The organism is Aeromonas sp. FDAARGOS 1410, assembly GCF_019048745.1.
Lineage (GTDB): Bacteria > Pseudomonadota > Gammaproteobacteria > Enterobacterales > Aeromonadaceae > Aeromonas > Aeromonas jandaei.
The window spans coordinates 635,372-651,353 of sequence record NZ_CP077401.1 but is presented as its reverse complement, the minus strand read 5'-3'; the positions used below and the strand labels follow the sequence as shown (position 1 = coordinate 651,353).

Here is a 15,982-nt window from a genome sequence, read left to right as displayed (position 1 = left end):
TAGATGGCGACCCGGGATTATGTCGGCAACCGTCCGCGACGTCGCGCGGGCGGTCGCAACACCAAGAAAGCGGCTCCGCGCCGCTTTCCTGTTATCCCGGCCCTGCTGGCCGGGGCGCTGCTGGCTGGCTTTGGCGGCTTCCTCTACATGATCAATGGCAAGGGCCACGATGCCCCGACCATCGAAGAGCAGGTCAAAGCCAACAAGCCCAAACCGCAGAACAACGGGTTGCCTCAGGAGAAGTGGAGCTACATCGAACGGCTTGAGAACAAGCAGGTCGATATCATAGAGCCGCCGACCCAGCCGGGCGTTCTGCCGCCGCCTCCTGCCGATACCATGACCCTGCAACCGGAGAAGCTGCCGCAGCCGGTACCGACCGATATTCCCCAGCCGGGAACACCGATCGGCCAGCCCAAGCCCTATCAGCCCAATCCGGCGACCACCCCCTCCACCTCCGGTGCACCGGTTGCCAGCGCCCAGGAGCAGGTGATCGACCGCAAGGCCGAGCGTGAGCGGATGGAGCGGGAGATCCGTGCCGAGCTGGAGCGTGAGCGAGCCGCTGCCGCCAAAGCCCAACCGGCAGCCCAACCTGCCCAGACCGCAGCTGCCGACAGCGGCCGCTATATGATGCAGTGTGCCGCCCTGCGCTCGCAGGATTCTGCTGAGTCGCTCAAGGCACGCATCGCCTTCACCGCCGGCCTCTCCTCCAGCCTGCAGGTGATCAATGGCGCCAACGGCACCGTCTACAAGGTGATGGTCGGCCCCTTCAACGGCAAGGCGGCCGCCGACGCGGCCAACCGCAAGCTGCAGAGCTCAGGCATCAGCGGCTGCATTCCCAAGAAAGGGTAAGCGCCCGTTTTACCATGAGGGGCCAGGTGGCAACACCCGGCCCCTCTTCTTTGGGCTCCCTTCGCCCCCATAGCCCCATCTCGCGCTTGTCCCGACCGATTACAGGCTTGAAAAGCCGTTTTGCCATCCCCATCTTTTCTTCCATGCACAGTCAGGCCGTCATTCGGCTCAAGCGAGGTAAGTAAAGTGACTACCATAGTTTCAGTTCGCCGCAACGGTCAGGTCGTCATCGGTGGCGATGGCCAGGTTTCTCTTGGCAACACCGTCATGAAGGGCAACGCCCGCAAGGTTCATCGCCTCTACAACGGCAAGGTACTGGCAGGTTTTGCCGGTGGTACCGCCGACGCCTTCACCCTGCTCGAACGCTTCGAAGCCAAACTGCAGGCCCATCAGGGTAATCTGGAGCGCGCCGCCGTGGCGCTGGCCAAAGATTGGCGCACCGATCGCGCCCTGCGCCGCCTCGAAGCGCTGCTGGCCGTGGCCGACGAACACAAATCCTTCATCATCACCGGCAACGGTGACGTGGTGCAGCCGGAGCACGATCTCATCGCCATCGGCAGCGGCGGCAACTTCGCCCAGTCCGCGGCCATCGCCCTGCTGGAAAACACCGATCTGGATGCCAGGAGCATCGTCGAGAAGGCGCTCAAGATCGCCGGCGACATCTGCGTCTTCACCAACCAGCACCACACCGTCGAAGTGCTGGACTATTCGGCCAAATAAGCCGGCTACATAGCAACCAATTCTCCAAGGGGTGGGCACTGCCCGCCCCTGATACAGGAACTCCATCATGTCCGAGATGACCCCGAGAGAAATCGTCCACGAACTGGATCGTCACATCATTGGTCAGGCCGATGCCAAGCGCGCGGTGGCCGTCGCCCTGCGCAACCGCTGGCGCCGGATGCAGCTCAACGAAGAGATGCGCCATGAAGTGACCCCGAAGAACATCCTGATGATCGGCCCGACCGGTGTCGGCAAAACCGAGATCGCCCGTCGTCTGGCCAAGCTGGCCAACGCCCCCTTCATCAAGGTGGAAGCGACCAAGTTCACCGAAGTGGGCTATGTCGGCAAGGAAGTGGACAGCATCATTCGCGATCTGACCGATGTCGCCATCAAGCTGGTGCGCGAGACCGAGATGGAGAAGATGAAATACCGCGCCGAGGAAGCCGCCGAAGAGCGCATTCTCGATGCGCTGCTGCCCAACCCGCGCAACACCTGGGGTGAGGAAGAGAAAGCCGACAACTCCAACACCCGCCAGATCTTCCGCAAGAAACTGCGCGAAGGTCAGCTGGATGACAAGGAGATCGAGCTGGATCTGGCCGCCTCCCCGATGGGCGTCGAAATCATGACCCCGCCGGGCATGGAAGAGATGGCCAACCAGCTGCAGGGGCTGTTCCAGAACCTGGGCCAGAACCAGAAGAAGAAGCGCAAGATCAAGGTCAAAGAGGCCATGAAGGCGCTGATCGAAGAGGAAGCGGCCAAGCTGGTCAACCCGGAAGAGCTGAAGCAAAAGGCCATCGCTGCGGTCGAGAACAACGGCATCGTCTTCCTCGACGAGATCGACAAGATCTGCAAGCGCGGCGAGAGCTCCGGCCCCGATGTCTCCCGTGAAGGGGTTCAGCGCGACCTGCTGCCGCTGGTCGAGGGCTGCACCGTCAACACCAAGCACGGCATGGTCAAGACCGACCATATCCTGTTTGTCGCCTCCGGTGCCTTCCAGATCGCCAAGCCGTCCGACCTCATCCCCGAGCTGCAGGGCCGTCTGCCGATCCGGGTCGAGCTGACCGCGCTGACCACCGAAGATTTCGAGCGGATCCTGACCGAGCCGAACGCCTCCCTGACCGATCAGTACAAGGCGCTGATGGCCACCGAAGGGGTCAATATCGAGTTCACCCAGGATGGTATCCGCCGTCTGGCCGAAGCGGCCTGGCAGGTCAACGAGCGTACCGAGAACATCGGTGCCCGCCGTCTGCACACCGTGATGGAACGCCTGATGGAAGATATCTCCTACGACGCCTCCGAGAAGTCCGGCGAGACCTTCGTCATCAACACCGACTACGTCAACGCACACCTCGGCAAGCTGATTGAAGACGAGGATCTGAGCCGCTTTATTCTGTAAACGCGCCCCTCCCGATAAAACGCCTCCCTTCGCGGAGGCGTTTTTATTTCTCCACCACCTCCGTCATCTGCCCGGATTCTGGCCCACACCTGCGGCAACCCGTTCAATCCCAAGCCGTTTCCAAACCTCTCCTTGCCAACGCCCGCCGTTTTTCATCTCCGCTGAAATCTGCTCAAAAAAAGATCTTTCCTATTCTCGGCGGCTGATTTATACATACGTATAAATCAGATCAAAATCTGTGCAGCAGGAACCAGAACAATGAATCCAACCCGGCAGAAACTGCTCGATACCGGCCTCGCCATCGCCACCGAGAAGGGGCTGCGCGGCCTGACGGTGCGCGAGCTGGCGGCGGCGGCCGAGGTGAACCTCGGCTCCTTCGTCTACCACTTCGGCAACCGCGACGCCTTTATCGACGAGCTGGTGGAGCTCTGGTATGCCCCCCTCTATGACGAGCTCAAGGCGGTGGCTGCCAAAGGCTCCTACCCCTCTGCCATCGCCATGTTCGAGGCCACCATGGAGGCGCTGATCGGGCTGGTGGCGCGCCAGCGCGGCTTTATCAACCACCTGTTTGGCGATGCGCTGGCGGGTGAAGGGGCGGCCCAGCGCTTTCTGCTCAGCCTGCCGCGCCGTCATCCCCTGCTGCTGATCGAGCAGGTACGGATGGCACAGGCGGAAGGGTCGCTGGTCGCGGGTCACCCGCTCCAGCTGATGATCTTCATCATGGGGTCGGTCGGCCTGCCGCTGGTGATCGCCGGCAGCGGTCGCCAGCTCGGCTGGCTGCCCGAACAGGCCGCCCCCTTTCTCAGTCAGATAGACAGCCCTGAGGCCGCCAGACAACGGCTGGTATGGGCCCTGTGCGGCCTGCGCCCCACCGACATGAAAGAAGGAGAAGCGGCATGAAACAACGCATTGCAATCGTGGCCCTGCTGCTAACCGTTATCGGTGGCTACCTCTGGTGGCAGGGGCGCCCGGCCGACGGTTCCATCCTCTACGGCAACGTCGATATTCGCGACGTCAATCTGGCCTTTCGGGTCGGCGGCCGGGTCGATCAGGTGCTGGTCGATGAGGGGGATAGGGTAAAAGCCGGTCAACTGCTGGCCCGCCTCGATCCGGTTCCCCTCACCCACAGCCGCGACAGCGCCCGCGCCAATCTGGCCGCGCTCACTGCCGCCAACACCTTGATCCACAAAGGCTATCGCAGCGAAGAGACCGACCGCGCCCGGGCCGCACTGGCCGCCGCCGAAGCCGCTGCACTGGAAGCCGACCAGCAGTGGCGCCGCCAGAGCGCACTGGCCGCCACCGGCGCCATCTCCCGCGGTCAGCTCGATACCGCCCGCTCCCAGCGGGATCAGACGCAGGCGCAGGTACGCTCGGCACGCGAACAGCTCGCCCAGCTCGAAACCGGCTACCGCCCGGAGGAAATCGCCCAGTCCGATGCCCAGCTGGAAGGGGCCAAAGCGGCGCTCGCCAGTGCCGAGCTGGCGCTGGCAGATGCCAACCTGACCGCCCCCAGCGATGGCATCATCATCAGTCGCGCCATCGAGAACGGCAGCATGGTGCAAAGCGGAGCGACCGCCTTCAACCTCTCCCTGACCGCGCCAGTCTGGGTGCGCGCCTATGTGGAGGAGCCCTGGCTCGGCCACTTCCCGAGCGGCGCCAAAGTGACCCTCACCACCGACTCGCGGCCGGACAAGCCCTATCACGGGGTGGTGGGATTTGTCTCGCCGACCGCCGAGTTCACCCCGAAATCGGTGGAGACGCCTGACTTGCGCACTCACCTCGTCTACCGGCTGCGCATCGTGGTGCAGGATCCCGACCCGGCCCTGCGCCAAGGGATGCCGGTCACCGTCAGGCTGGCCCCATGAGCTGCGCCATCTCCCTCGAGGGGCTCACCAAACGCTTTGGTGAGCGGGTCGCCCTCAACGCCATCTCGGCCACCATTCCGGCTGGCGGCATCACCGGGCTGGTCGGCCCCGACGGCGCGGGCAAGAGCACTTTGCTGCGCCTGCTGGCCGGTCTGCTGATCCCCGAAGCGGGCACCATCCGGGTGCTGGGGCTGGATCCGGTGAGCGAGGGGGATCTGCTGCGTCAGCGCCTCGGCTACATGCCCCAGCAGTTCGGCCTCTACGAGGATCTCAGCGTGCTGGAGAACCTCACCCTCTACGCTGACTTGCGCGGTGTACTGGAGCCCGAACGCACGCCCACCTTCGCGCGGCTGCTCGCCTTCACCGATCTCGCCCGTTTCACCGCACGGCCGGCAGGCAAGCTCTCTGGCGGGATGAAGCAGAAACTCGGGCTGGCCTGCGCCCTGCTCGGCACCCCGGATGTGCTGCTGCTCGACGAACCCGGGGTCGGGGTCGATCCCATCTCCCGCCGCGCCCTCTGGCAGATGGTGCGCGAGCTGGCCAAGGGAGGGATGACGGTGCTCTGGAGTACCGCCTATCTCGATGAGGCGGAACTGTGCGACCACGTGCTGCTGATGGCGGATGGCGAGGTGCGCACCAGCGGCACCCCGGCCGATCTGATGGGAGCCATGGCCAGCCGCTGCTGGCTGCTGGAGGCGGGGCAACTGGATGGCCGCGAGCGGCGCGCCCTGCTGCGCCGGGCACTGGCTCACCCGGCGGTGATGGATGGCGCGGTGGCGGGGGAGCGGGTTCGCCTGCTGCTGCACCCAGGCGTGACGCCCCCGCCGCTGGCGGAGCTGCATCTCGCCAACGGCGCCTTTCAACCGGCCCAGCCCCGGCTGGAGGATGCCTTTATCGACCTGCTCGGCGGCGGCCCCGGCGGGGAGTCGAGTCTGGCAGCCGGGATGCGGGAAGCCGAACTGCCGCAGGGGGTCTCCCCCGAGGCGGTGATCGAGGCACGCCACCTCACCAAGCGCTTCGGCGATTTCGCCGCCACCGATGATGTCAGCTTTGCGGTGCGCCGCGGCGAGATCTTCGGCCTGCTCGGCCCCAACGGGGCGGGCAAGTCCACCACCTTCAAGATGGAGTGCGGCCTGCTGCGCCCGAGCGAGGGACAGGCGCTGGTGACCGGCATCGATCTGGCCCACAGCCCCTCGGCGGCACGCCAGCGCCTCGGTTACATGGCGCAGAAGTTCTCCCTCTACAAGCAGCTCACCGTGGCCCAGAACCTCTCCTTCTTCGCCGGTATCTACGGCCTGTTTGGCCGCCACCAGCAGACGCGGATCGACGCCATGGTGACTGCCTTTGCCCTCGCCCCCTGGCTCGATCAGAAGGCGGAATCCCTGCCGCTCGGTCTGCGCCAGCGCTTATCGCTGGCCTGCGCCCTGCTGCACGAACCGCCGCTGCTGTTTCTCGACGAGCCCACCTCCGGGGTCGATCCGGTGACCCGGCGCGAGTTCTGGTCGCACATCAACGCGCTGGCCGACCACGGCGTCACCGTGCTGGTCACCACCCACTTTATGGACGAGGCGGAGTATTGCGACCGCATCGCCCTCATCTATCGCGGCAAGCTGCTGGCGCTCGGCACTCCGGACGATCTCAAGGGGCTGGCCGCCAAAGAGGCGGCGACCTCTTTGCCAACCGGCTCCTTGCCGACCTGTTCTTTGCCAACAATGGAAGAGGCCTTTATCACCTTGGTCGAGCGGGCCAGCGAGGAGGACGCATGAGCATCAACCGTCGACGACTGCTGGCCCTCTGCCGCAAGGAGACGCTGCAAATCGTCCGTGACCCGAGCAGCATCCTCATTGCCTTCATCATGCCGGTGGTGCTGCTGGTGGTGATGGGTTACGCCATCAATCTGGATGTGGACCATCTGCGCCTCGGCATCTGGCGTACCGACAGCGGCGCCCCGGCGGTGCGGCTGGAGCAGGCCCTGCGCGGCTCTACCGCGCTGGAGATCCACAGCGGCCCGAGCAAGGAGTCCCTGCTCGCCAGTCTGGCCCGCGGCGAGATCCGCGGCCTGCTGGTGATCGATGACGGCTTCTCCCGCGCGCTGGCCGGTCAGGGCAATGGCACGCCGCAGGCGCTGCTGCTGACCGACGGCTCCGAGCCCAACACCGCCAACTTCGTCACCAACTATGTGCAGGGGATCTGGCAGGGGTGGCTCGCTGGCGAGAGGGTTGCCATGCCGGTGTCGATAGAGAGCCGCGCCTGGTTCAACCCGGCTCTGGTGAGCCGCAACTTTCTGGTGCCAGGCTCCATTGCGGTGGTGATGACCATCATAGGGGCCCTGCTCACCTCGCTGGTGGTGGCGCGGGAGTGGGAGCGCGGCACCATGGAGGCGCTGCTCGCCACCCCGGTCACCAAGGGGGAGCTGCTGCTCTCCAAGCTGCTGCCCTACTATGGCCTTGGCATCATTGCCATGCTGCTCTGCCTGCTCTTCTCGGTGGCGGTAATGGGCGTGCCGTGGCGCGGCTCCCTGCTGCTGCTCTTTCTGGTCACCAGCGTCTTTCTCGGCAGCGCCCTCGGGCTCGGGCTGTTTCTCTCCACCGTGATGCGCAGCCAGTTCAACGCCGCGCAGGCAGCGCTGATCGCCGCCTTTCTGCCCGCGGTGATGCTGTCGGGCTTCGTGTTCGAGATCGCCAGCATGCCGCCGCTGCTGCGGGCCATCACTCACCTCATTCCGGCCCGCTACTTCGCGAGCTCCTTGCAGACCCTCTATCAGGCGGGCAGCGTCTTCTCGATCCTGCTGGTCAACGGTTTCTGTCTGCTGCTGCTGGCCGGTTTCTGGCTGGCCCTGACCGCCCGCAAGACGCGGCGCACTCTGGAGTAACCCATGCTGATCCGACTCTGGTGGCTGATCCGAAAAGAGCTGCAGGCCCTGATGGGCAATACCCAGGGGCGCTTTCTGCTCATCATGCCGGTGCTGCTGCAGACCGCCCTCTTCCCGTTCGCCGCCACTCTGGAGGTGACCGGCAACACGCTGGCCATCTACAACCAGGATGGCGGCGCCCAGAGCCGCGAGCTGCTGGAGCGCCTCACCCATATGCCCGCCTTCACCACCATCATCCCGGTGCAAGGCGAGGCGGGCATGACCGAGGCCATCACCGGGCAGCAGGCGCTGCTCGGGCTGATTATTCCGGGGGATTTCTCCCGCCGGCTGGCGCGCGGCGAACCGGTCAAGGTGCAGCTGATCATCGACGGCCGCCGCTCCAACGGTGGTCAGGTGGCGGCGGGCTACATCAGTCAGGTGATCGCCCGCTGGCAAAGTGAGGGCAAGGGGCAACCCGAGCTGGCGGTACGCAACCTCTACAACCCCAACGTCGAGTTCCACTGGCATATCCTGCCAGCGCTGGTGGCCATCATTACCACCACCGGCTGCCTTATCGTTACCGCCCTCTCGGTCGCGCGGGAGCGGGAAGAGGGCACCTTCGATCAACTGTTGGTCTCCCCCCTCACCGCAGGCTGGATCATGGCGGGCAAGGCGGTGCCCGGCATCATGGTGGCGGTGGGACAAGGGTGCATAGTCGCGCTGGCCGCCCGTTTTGTCTTTCACCTCCCCTTTGCCGGCAGCCTCAGCCTGCTGATGGCGGGCATGGTCTGCTACGGGCTGGCACTGGCCGGGATCGGGCTCTTCATCTCGTCGTTCTGCTCGACCCAGCAGCAGGCCTTTCTCGGGGTCTTCTCCTTCACCGTACCGGCGGTGATCCTCTCGGGCTACATCTCGCCGGTGGAGAACATGCCGCAGGTGTTCCAGTGGCTGGCGGCCATCGACCCCCTCACCCACTTCATCGTGCTGCTCAAGGGGGTCTTCCTCAAGGGGTTTGACTGGTCGGCCGCCTGGCCCCTGCTCTGGCCGCTGCTCGCCATCGCCGGCGTCACCCTGTCGCTGGCGCTCGCCATGTTCCGCCGCCATATCGCCTGACGCGCAGCCTTGCTCGGCTGATACCCATTGATGCCGGTCTCGCCCAGCGCGAGACCGGCCTTTTCCACCAGAAGTTTTCACTCCCCGGCAGTTGTTAAACTAGGTTTTCCCTCCACCATCCCTCACCCCAAGCCAGCGCAGAAATCATCAACTGGTATACCTATTTTTGTATATCTTTGAATTTTATCGAATTACCCCTGACGAGATATATAAATAGACACTTGATTTGCATCAATTGCCCGCCCCTGCCGACTGGGTAGCCTAGCCCCAGAATGATGTTTTATTACTCCAAACTAGAGGCAATCATGAGCAAAGTCAGACTGGTCGTTGTGGGCAACGGCATGGTGGGGCACCGCTTCATCGAAGAGTTGATCGAGCGGGCCGACCCGGGCCGCTACGAGATCACCGTCTTCGGTGCAGAACCCCGTCCCGCCTACGATCGCGTCCATCTCTCCTCCTACTTCTCCCATCACACCAGTGAAGATCTCTCCCTCGTCAAACCCGGCTTCTACGACAAGCACGGCATCCGCCTGCTGCTCGGCGAAGCGGTGAAAAAAATCGACAGGGCCAACCGCGAAGTGCACTCCAACAAGGGCACTGTGGTCGGGTACGACAAACTGGTGCTGGCCACCGGCTCCTACCCCTGGGTGCCGCCCATTGCGGGCAGCCAGCACCACGAGTGCTTCGTCTATCGCACCATCGAGGATCTGAAAGCCATCCGCAGCGCCGCCAGGAGTGGCAAGAGCGGGGTGGTGATCGGTGGCGGCCTGCTTGGCCTCGAAGCCGCCGGCGCCCTCAAGGCACTGGGTCTCGAAACCCATGTGGTGGAGTTTGCTCCGGTACTGATGGCCGAGCAGCTCGACGGTCAGGGCGGCCAGCTGCTGCGCCGCAAGATTGAATCCATGGGCGTGCAGGTACACACCAGCAAGAGCACCAGCGAGATCCTGATGCATGGCGGCGAGCAGGCGAAACACCGCCTCGCTTTCGCCGACGGCAGCCAGCTTGAAGTGGACGTGGTGGTCTTCTCCACCGGCATTCGCCCGCAAGATACCCTCGGCCGTTACGGTGATCTCGCCATCGCCGAGCGCGGCGGCATCGTCATCGACGATCACTGCCTCACCTCCGACCCCGACATCTATGCCATCGGCGAGTGCGCCGCCTGGCAGGGCCGCTTCTTCGGGCTGGTGGCACCGGGCTACAAGATGGCCCAGATCACCGTCGACCATCTGCTCGGCGGCGACAGCCGTTTCGAGGGGGCAGACATGAGCGCCAAGCTCAAGCTGCTCGGCGTCTCCGTCGGCTCCATCGGTGATGCTCACGGCCGCACCCCGGGCAGCCACAGCTATGTGTTTCAGGACGATCAGGCTGGCGTCTACAAGAAGATCGTGGTGAGCGAAGACAACAGCCGCCTGCTCGGCGCCGTGCTGGTGGGTGACGTGGAAGATTACGGCAACCTGCTGCAGATGATGCTCAACGCCCTGCCGCTGCCGAGCCACCCGGACACCCTGATCCTGCCCGCCTACGCCGGCGCCAAGCCGACGCTGGGGGTGGATGCCCTGCCGGAGAGCGCCCAGATCTGCTCCTGCTTCGACGTCTCCAAGGGCGACATCGCCAAGGCGGTGGCCGAGGGTCACACCACGCTGGCCGCCATCAAGCAGCACACCAAGGCCGGTACCGGCTGCGGCGGCTGTGTGCCGCTCATCAGTCAGGTGCTCAACGCCGAACTGGTGAAGCAGGGCATCGAGGTCAACAACCACCTCTGCGCCCACTTCTCCCACTCCCGTCAGGAGCTGTTCCATCTGGTCAAGGTGGAGGGGATCAAGAGCTTCGACGAACTGCTGGCCAAACATGGCCAAGGCTATGGCTGCGAGGTGTGCAAACCGACTGTCGGCTCCATCCTCGCCTCCTGCTGGAACGAGCATGTGCTGAGCCCGCGCAACATCCCGCTGCAGGACACCAACGATATCTTCCTCGGCAACATGCAGAAGGACGGCAGCTACTCCGTCATCCCGCGCATGGCCGGTGGCGAAGTGACTCCGGAAGGGCTGCTGGCGGTGGCCGAAGTGGCCCGCGACTACAAGCTCTATACCAAGATCACCGGCGCCCAGCGCATCGGTCTGTTCGGGGCCCAGAAGGATGATCTGCCCGCCATCTGGCGCAAGCTGCTGGCGGCCGGATTCGAGACAGGTCAGGCCTACGCCAAGGCACTGCGCATGGCCAAAACCTGCGTCGGCAGCACCTGGTGCCGCTTCGGCGTGCAGGACAGCGTCGGCCTCGGGGTCTTCCTCGAGAACCGCTACAAGGGGATTCGCACCCCGCACAAGATGAAGTTCGGCGTCTCCGGCTGTACCCGCGAATGTGCAGAAGCGCAGGGCAAGGACGTTGGCATCATCGCCACCGACGCGGGCTGGAACCTCTATGTAGGCGGCAACGGCGGCATGAAACCGCGCCACGCAGATCTGCTGGCTTCTGACCTCGACCGCGAGACCCTCATCAAGCTGATCGACCGCTTTATGATGTTCTACGTCACCAGCGCCGACAAACTGCAGCGCACCTCGGTCTGGCTCGGCAATCTGGAAGGGGGCGTCGACTACCTGCGCGAGGTGATCGTCGACGACAAGCTGGGACTGGCCGAGACGCTGGAGCGCGATATCCAGACCCTGATCGACAGCTACGAGTGCGAATGGTCGCGCACCCTCAACGAAGAGGAGGCGCTCAAGCGCTTCAGCCACTTCATCAACAGCGACAAGCGCGATCCGGACGTTCAGTTCGTCAGCGAACGCGACCAGCATCGACCGGCGACCCCGGCCGAGCGCATCCCCGTCTACCAGATCGAGGTGGAAACCAAATGATGAAATTCGCCTGCCAACTCAACGATATCCTGCCGGGAACCGGTGTGTGCGCACTCATTGAAGGTCGCCAGATCGCTCTGTTCCGCCCGAGCGCGGCGGCCGAGGTGTTCGCCATCGACAACCGGGATCCCTTCTTCGCCGCCAACGTGCTGTCGCGGGGCTTAATCTGCGAACACGACGGCGAACTCTGGGTCGCCAGTCCGCTCAAGAAGCAGCGCTTTCGCCTGAGCGATGGCCACTGCTTCGACAACCCCGCGATGTCGGTTCAAAGCTACCCCGTTGAAGTACGCGACCAGCAGATCTGGGTCGCCGTCTAACGCCGATTTCACTCTCTTTCGGGCTGCCTGTGGGCAGCCCTTTCAAGGACTCACAAGATGTACACGGAAACCATCAACAAGTGCGCCGCCAACGCGGCCCGCATCAACCGCTTCGAGCGCAGCGACAAGCTCGGCTTCTGGCTCAGCTCCGCCATGGCGGGGGCCTATGTGGGCCTCGGCATCATCCTCATCTTCACCCTCGGCAATCTGGTGGATCCCGCCATCCGGCCGCTGGTGATGGGGGCCACCTTCGGCATCGCCCTGACCCTGGTCATCATCGCCGGCTCCGAGCTGTTTACCGGCCACACCATGTTCCTCACCTTCGGGGTGAAGACGGGCAAGATCACCATGGCCGACCTGCTGCGCATCCTGCCGCAGACCTGGGCCGGCAACCTGATTGGCTCCATCGTGGTAGCGCTCATCTACTCCTACGGCGGCAGCCTGCTGCCGGATGCGGGCAGCCTAGCCCACAAGGTGGCGCTGGCCAAAACCCAGGCTCCGGCCCTGACCCTGTTTATGAAGGGGATCCTCTGCAACTGGCTGGTCTGCCTCGCCATCTGGATGGCGCTGCGCACCGAAGGGGCTGCCCGCTTCATCGCCATCTGGTGGTGTCTGCTGGCCTTTATCGCCTCCGGCTACGAGCACTCCATCGCCAACATGACCCTGTTCGCCCTCTCCTGGTTCGGTGCCCATTCCGATGCCTACACCCTGGGCGGCATCGGCCACAACCTGCTGTGGGTGACCCTGGGCAACACCGTCTCCGGCGCCCTCTTTATGGGCCTCGGCTACTGGTATGCCACCCCCAAGGCTGAGCGCCCGCTCGCGGTGAGCGAAACCACCAGCACCGCCAACCAGACCCGAACCGCCTGATCCGGAGGCCCCATGGACTACTTGCCCATCTTTTGCCGACTCGACAACAAACCCGTGCTGCTGGTCGGCGGCGGCGACGTGGCAGAGCGCAAGGCGCGCCTGCTGCTGGATGCCGGTGCCCAGCTCACAGTGGTCGCACCCGAGCTCGACCCCGAGCTGGCGGAACTGGTTGCCAACGGGAGCATCGAGTGGCTGGCCGGTGAATTTGTGCCGGAACAACTGGCGGGCAAGTGGCTGGTGGTGGCCGCTACCGATCGGCGCGAGGTGAACGCACTGGTCTACCAGAGCGCCAATCAGGCGCGGATCTTTGCCAACGTGGTGGATGACCCGAAACGCTCCAGCTTCATCATGCCGTCGATCATCGACCGCTCGCCGCTGATGGTAGCCATCTCCTCCGGCGGCAAGGCGCCGGTGCTGGCCCGGCTGCTGCGGGAAAAACTGGAAGCCCTGCTGCCGCAACATCTGGGGGCCGTGGCGACCTTTGCCGGTAGCCTGCGGGAGCGGGTCAAGGCCCGCTTCGCCAGCATGGGGGAGCGGCGTCGCTTCTGGGAGCGGATGCTCGGAGCGGATCGGCTCGGTCAAGCGCTGGCCCGCGGTGATAGCGCCTCTGCCAACCAGCTGGCCGACAACCTGTTTGCCGACGGGAGCCAGACCGGAGGCGAGGTGGTACTGGTGGGAGCCGGCCCCGGCGATCCGGGTCTGCTCACCCTGCACGCCCTGCGCCAGATGCAGCAGGCCGACGTGGTGGTCTATGACCGGCTGGTCTCCGACGAGGTGATGGCGCTGGTGCGCCGCGACGCCAAACGCATCTTCGTCGGCAAGCAGGCGGGCAACCACTGCGTGCCGCAGGAGGGGATCAACCAGCTCTTGCTGGAGGAGGCGAAGAAGGGGCAACGGGTGGTGCGTCTCAAGGGGGGCGATCCCTTTATCTTCGGCCGTGGCGGCGAGGAGCTGGAGACGCTGGTCGGCACAGGCATCGGCTTTCAGGTGGTGCCCGGCATCACCGCGGCCAGCGGCTGCGCCGCCTACGCCGGCATTCCGCTCACGCACCGCGACCACGCCCAGAGCGTGCGCTTCGTCACCGCCCACGGCAAGGGTGGCGCCCGGGATCTCGACTGGCCGCTGCTGGCCAAAGACAAGCAGACGCTGGTGTTCTACATGGGGCTCTCATCCTGCGCCACCATCCGCGAGCAGCTGCTGGCCCACGGCAAGGGGGGCGACACCCCGGTGGCGCTGATCGAGCGCGGCACCCAGCCCTGCCAGCGGGTCATTCGCGGCACCCTTGATGAGCTGCCCGCGCTGGCGGTGGGGGTCGAGAGTCCTGCCCTCATCATGGTGGGCTCGGTGGTGACCCTGGCCGACCGGCTCGCCTGGTTTGGCGCGGCACCACAGCCTCAGCGAGCCCTCGCCTGAACCCTGCCAACGCCTCTCTTAAGAGGCGTTTTCTCTGCCCCGCAACCTGACCCGACAATGCGCCCAATAGTGTTAAAATCAGGCTGAATTCCTGACAGCCCGCTGCACTGGACAACCTCTATCATCAAGCCCCCATGTAAAGAGCAAACATCCACGGGTAATGATGATGACAATCACCTCCATCAGCCAATCGCAGCATACCAGCGGCACCTCAATATCAGCCCCCATCAGCCCAACAAACATCCCCAAGCACGATGGTCCATTAGCCAAACGTGACCTGCAATCCATAACCGAACGCCCCGGGCTGCTGGCCCGCTTCTCCGCCGCCGTGCAGCACAACCTGCCTGGTCGCTCTCTGCTGGATCGCCAGCTGACCAGCGACGGCAAACCCAACCCGACCAGCGCCTTCCGCTTCAGCATGATCAAAGATCGCCTGATACACCTCGGCGTTCGCCTATTCCTCGGCACAGTCCGTGACTCGGTACCCCAGCATGGCGGCAGCGTCACCTTCAAGTTCGCTCAGACCAAGGGGGCCTTCCTCGGTGAGATCATGAAACACGGGGACACTTCGGGCGGCGTGTGCGAGTCGATCTCCGCCCACTGGATCAGTAGCCATGCCAAGGGTGATAGCCTGTTCAACCAGCTCTATACCGGCGGCCAGAAAGGTCAGTTTCAAATTGACACGCTGGTCTCCATCAAGCAGTTGCAGATGGACGGCATGCAAGAACACGTCGATCAGGCTCAGGTCACAAGCAACTGGCTCACCGACCACAACCTCGTACCGCGAATGAGCAAATCCGGTTATCCAATGCCCCCTGTTTCTGGCCAGACAGGTTCACAAGGCCCGGAGCAGCTGGTTGCAGCGATTCTGGATACCCGAGGTGAAAGTGCCGAGTACAAGAAGATCAGTTTCTCGGGCAAGATGGCCGGCCACACAGTGGCAGCCCATGTGGATGAACAACAGGGAGTTACCTTCTTCGATCCCAACTTTGGCGAGTTCCATTTCCCTGACAAGGAACAGTTCAAAAACTGGTTTACCAACGCCTTCTGGCCAGGCTCCAAATACAATCTTGAGATCGGACTTGGGCAGGAGTTCGAGGTTTACAACTTCAAGGGGGCTGACGCATGAGCCATTCCACCTATCGGGAACTGGTAGAGGGGCTGTTCAACCGGCTGGGGATAACTCCTCTTCCCTCCGAAGAGGGGGTTTATACCCTGCTGGTCGACGAGCGCCTGCGGGTGATGATCGGCTGTTATCAGGAACAATGGCTGCAACTCTACTGTGAACTGGGCCCCCTCCAGCCCCCCAGCGACAACCTGTTCGGTGCCCAGTGGCCAGCCCATGTACAGGGTACGCTGGATGGGCAGACGATCCTCTGGTCACAATATCCTCTGGCACTGCTGGATCAGACGAGTCTTGAAGCTTGGCTAGAACGATTTATCGACGATGCCGAGGCCCGGCTTGCCCCGCCAGACTGCCACGGCTCGTTGCGAGCAAGCCCCCACCTGCTGAGAATTTGAACCACCTCAGCCCGGGGTCGCCCCCCGTCACCCGATCCTGGCCGAGCAACCGTCTCACCGGGATCGGGCGATGGCCATGGCTGGCAATCTGTGAGCATTGAAACGGGCTGAAGGGATCAACCCACTCGCTATAAGTTAAAGTTGGGCCATTCAGGGAAAACCCATAAATTAAATTTATACCCAGTCATTTTCACCTCGAAACCGCCCTCCTCCTG

At 63.8% G+C, this 15,982-nt stretch carries 14 protein-coding genes; all 14 read left to right on the top strand.

What is annotated here, in order from left to right:
- Positions 1–3 precede the first annotated feature (3 nt).
- The 14 genes from I6L40_RS03035 (at position 4) to I6L40_RS02970 (ending at position 15,767) form a co-directional block, all read left to right on the top strand.
- Complete coding sequence (locus I6L40_RS03035) at positions 4–849, top strand: SPOR domain-containing protein (RefSeq protein WP_108572117.1); 846 nt, start codon at positions 4–6, stop codon at positions 847–849.
- Between the two features lie 186 nt (positions 850–1,035).
- Positions 1,036–1,569, top strand: coding sequence for an ATP-dependent protease subunit HslV (gene hslV, locus I6L40_RS03030; RefSeq protein ID WP_216994973.1), 534 nt, complete (start codon positions 1,036–1,038; stop codon positions 1,567–1,569).
- Between the two features lie 67 nt (positions 1,570–1,636).
- Positions 1,637–2,965, top strand: coding sequence for an HslU--HslV peptidase ATPase subunit (gene hslU / locus I6L40_RS03025; protein ID WP_033115662.1), 1,329 nt, complete (start codon positions 1,637–1,639; stop codon positions 2,963–2,965).
- Between the two features lie 258 nt (positions 2,966–3,223).
- Positions 3,224–3,865: a TetR/AcrR family transcriptional regulator gene (locus I6L40_RS03020; protein ID WP_216994972.1), complete on the top strand. Its 642-nt coding sequence runs from the start codon at positions 3,224–3,226 to the stop codon at positions 3,863–3,865.
- A complete protein-coding gene (hlyD, locus tag I6L40_RS03015) occupies positions 3,862–4,830 on the top strand; it encodes a secretion protein HlyD (RefSeq protein WP_216994971.1) in 969 nt (322 codons plus the stop codon). The genes I6L40_RS03020 and hlyD overlap by 4 nt, the downstream gene beginning before the upstream one ends.
- Positions 4,827–6,596 carry an ATP-binding cassette domain-containing protein gene (locus I6L40_RS03010; protein ID WP_216994970.1) on the top strand — a complete coding sequence of 590 codons (1,770 nt, stop codon included), beginning with the start codon at positions 4,827–4,829 and terminating at the stop codon, positions 6,594–6,596. Before hlyD ends, I6L40_RS03010 begins: the two co-directional genes overlap by 4 nt.
- A complete protein-coding gene (locus I6L40_RS03005; protein ID WP_216994969.1) occupies positions 6,593–7,702 on the top strand; it encodes an ABC transporter permease in 1,110 nt (369 codons plus the stop codon). The genes I6L40_RS03010 and I6L40_RS03005 overlap by 4 nt, the downstream gene beginning before the upstream one ends.
- A gap of 3 nt (positions 7,703–7,705) precedes the next feature.
- Positions 7,706–8,794, top strand: a complete 1,089-nt coding sequence (locus I6L40_RS03000; protein ID WP_216994968.1) for an ABC transporter permease — start codon at positions 7,706–7,708, stop codon at positions 8,792–8,794.
- 305 nt (positions 8,795–9,099) lie between these two features.
- Positions 9,100–11,646 (top strand): nitrite reductase large subunit NirB, encoded by a 2,547-nt coding sequence (gene nirB, locus I6L40_RS02995; RefSeq protein WP_071913920.1) that lies wholly within the window; start codon positions 9,100–9,102, stop codon positions 11,644–11,646.
- On the top strand, positions 11,646–11,963 hold the full coding sequence (gene nirD, locus I6L40_RS02990; protein WP_071914036.1) for a nitrite reductase small subunit NirD: 318 nt from the start codon (positions 11,646–11,648) through the stop codon (positions 11,961–11,963). The genes nirB and nirD overlap by 1 nt, the downstream gene beginning before the upstream one ends.
- 57 nt (positions 11,964–12,020) lie before the next feature.
- The gene (nirC, locus tag I6L40_RS02985) at positions 12,021–12,833 is read left to right on the top strand and encodes a nitrite transporter NirC (protein ID WP_071913918.1); all 813 of its coding nucleotides are present in this window, start codon (positions 12,021–12,023) and stop codon (positions 12,831–12,833) included.
- A 12-nt stretch (positions 12,834–12,845) separates the two neighbouring features.
- On the top strand, positions 12,846–14,246 hold the full coding sequence (cysG, locus tag I6L40_RS02980; protein WP_071913916.1) for a siroheme synthase CysG: 1,401 nt from the start codon (positions 12,846–12,848) through the stop codon (positions 14,244–14,246).
- Between the two features lie 166 nt (positions 14,247–14,412).
- Positions 14,413–15,375, top strand: a complete 963-nt coding sequence (locus I6L40_RS02975; RefSeq protein ID WP_071914033.1) for a YopT-type cysteine protease domain-containing protein — start codon at positions 14,413–14,415, stop codon at positions 15,373–15,375.
- Complete coding sequence (locus I6L40_RS02970) at positions 15,372–15,767, top strand: CesT family type III secretion system chaperone (RefSeq protein WP_041209779.1); 396 nt, start codon at positions 15,372–15,374, stop codon at positions 15,765–15,767. Before I6L40_RS02975 ends, I6L40_RS02970 begins: the two co-directional genes overlap by 4 nt.
- The last annotated feature ends 215 nt before the right edge of the window (positions 15,768–15,982 follow it).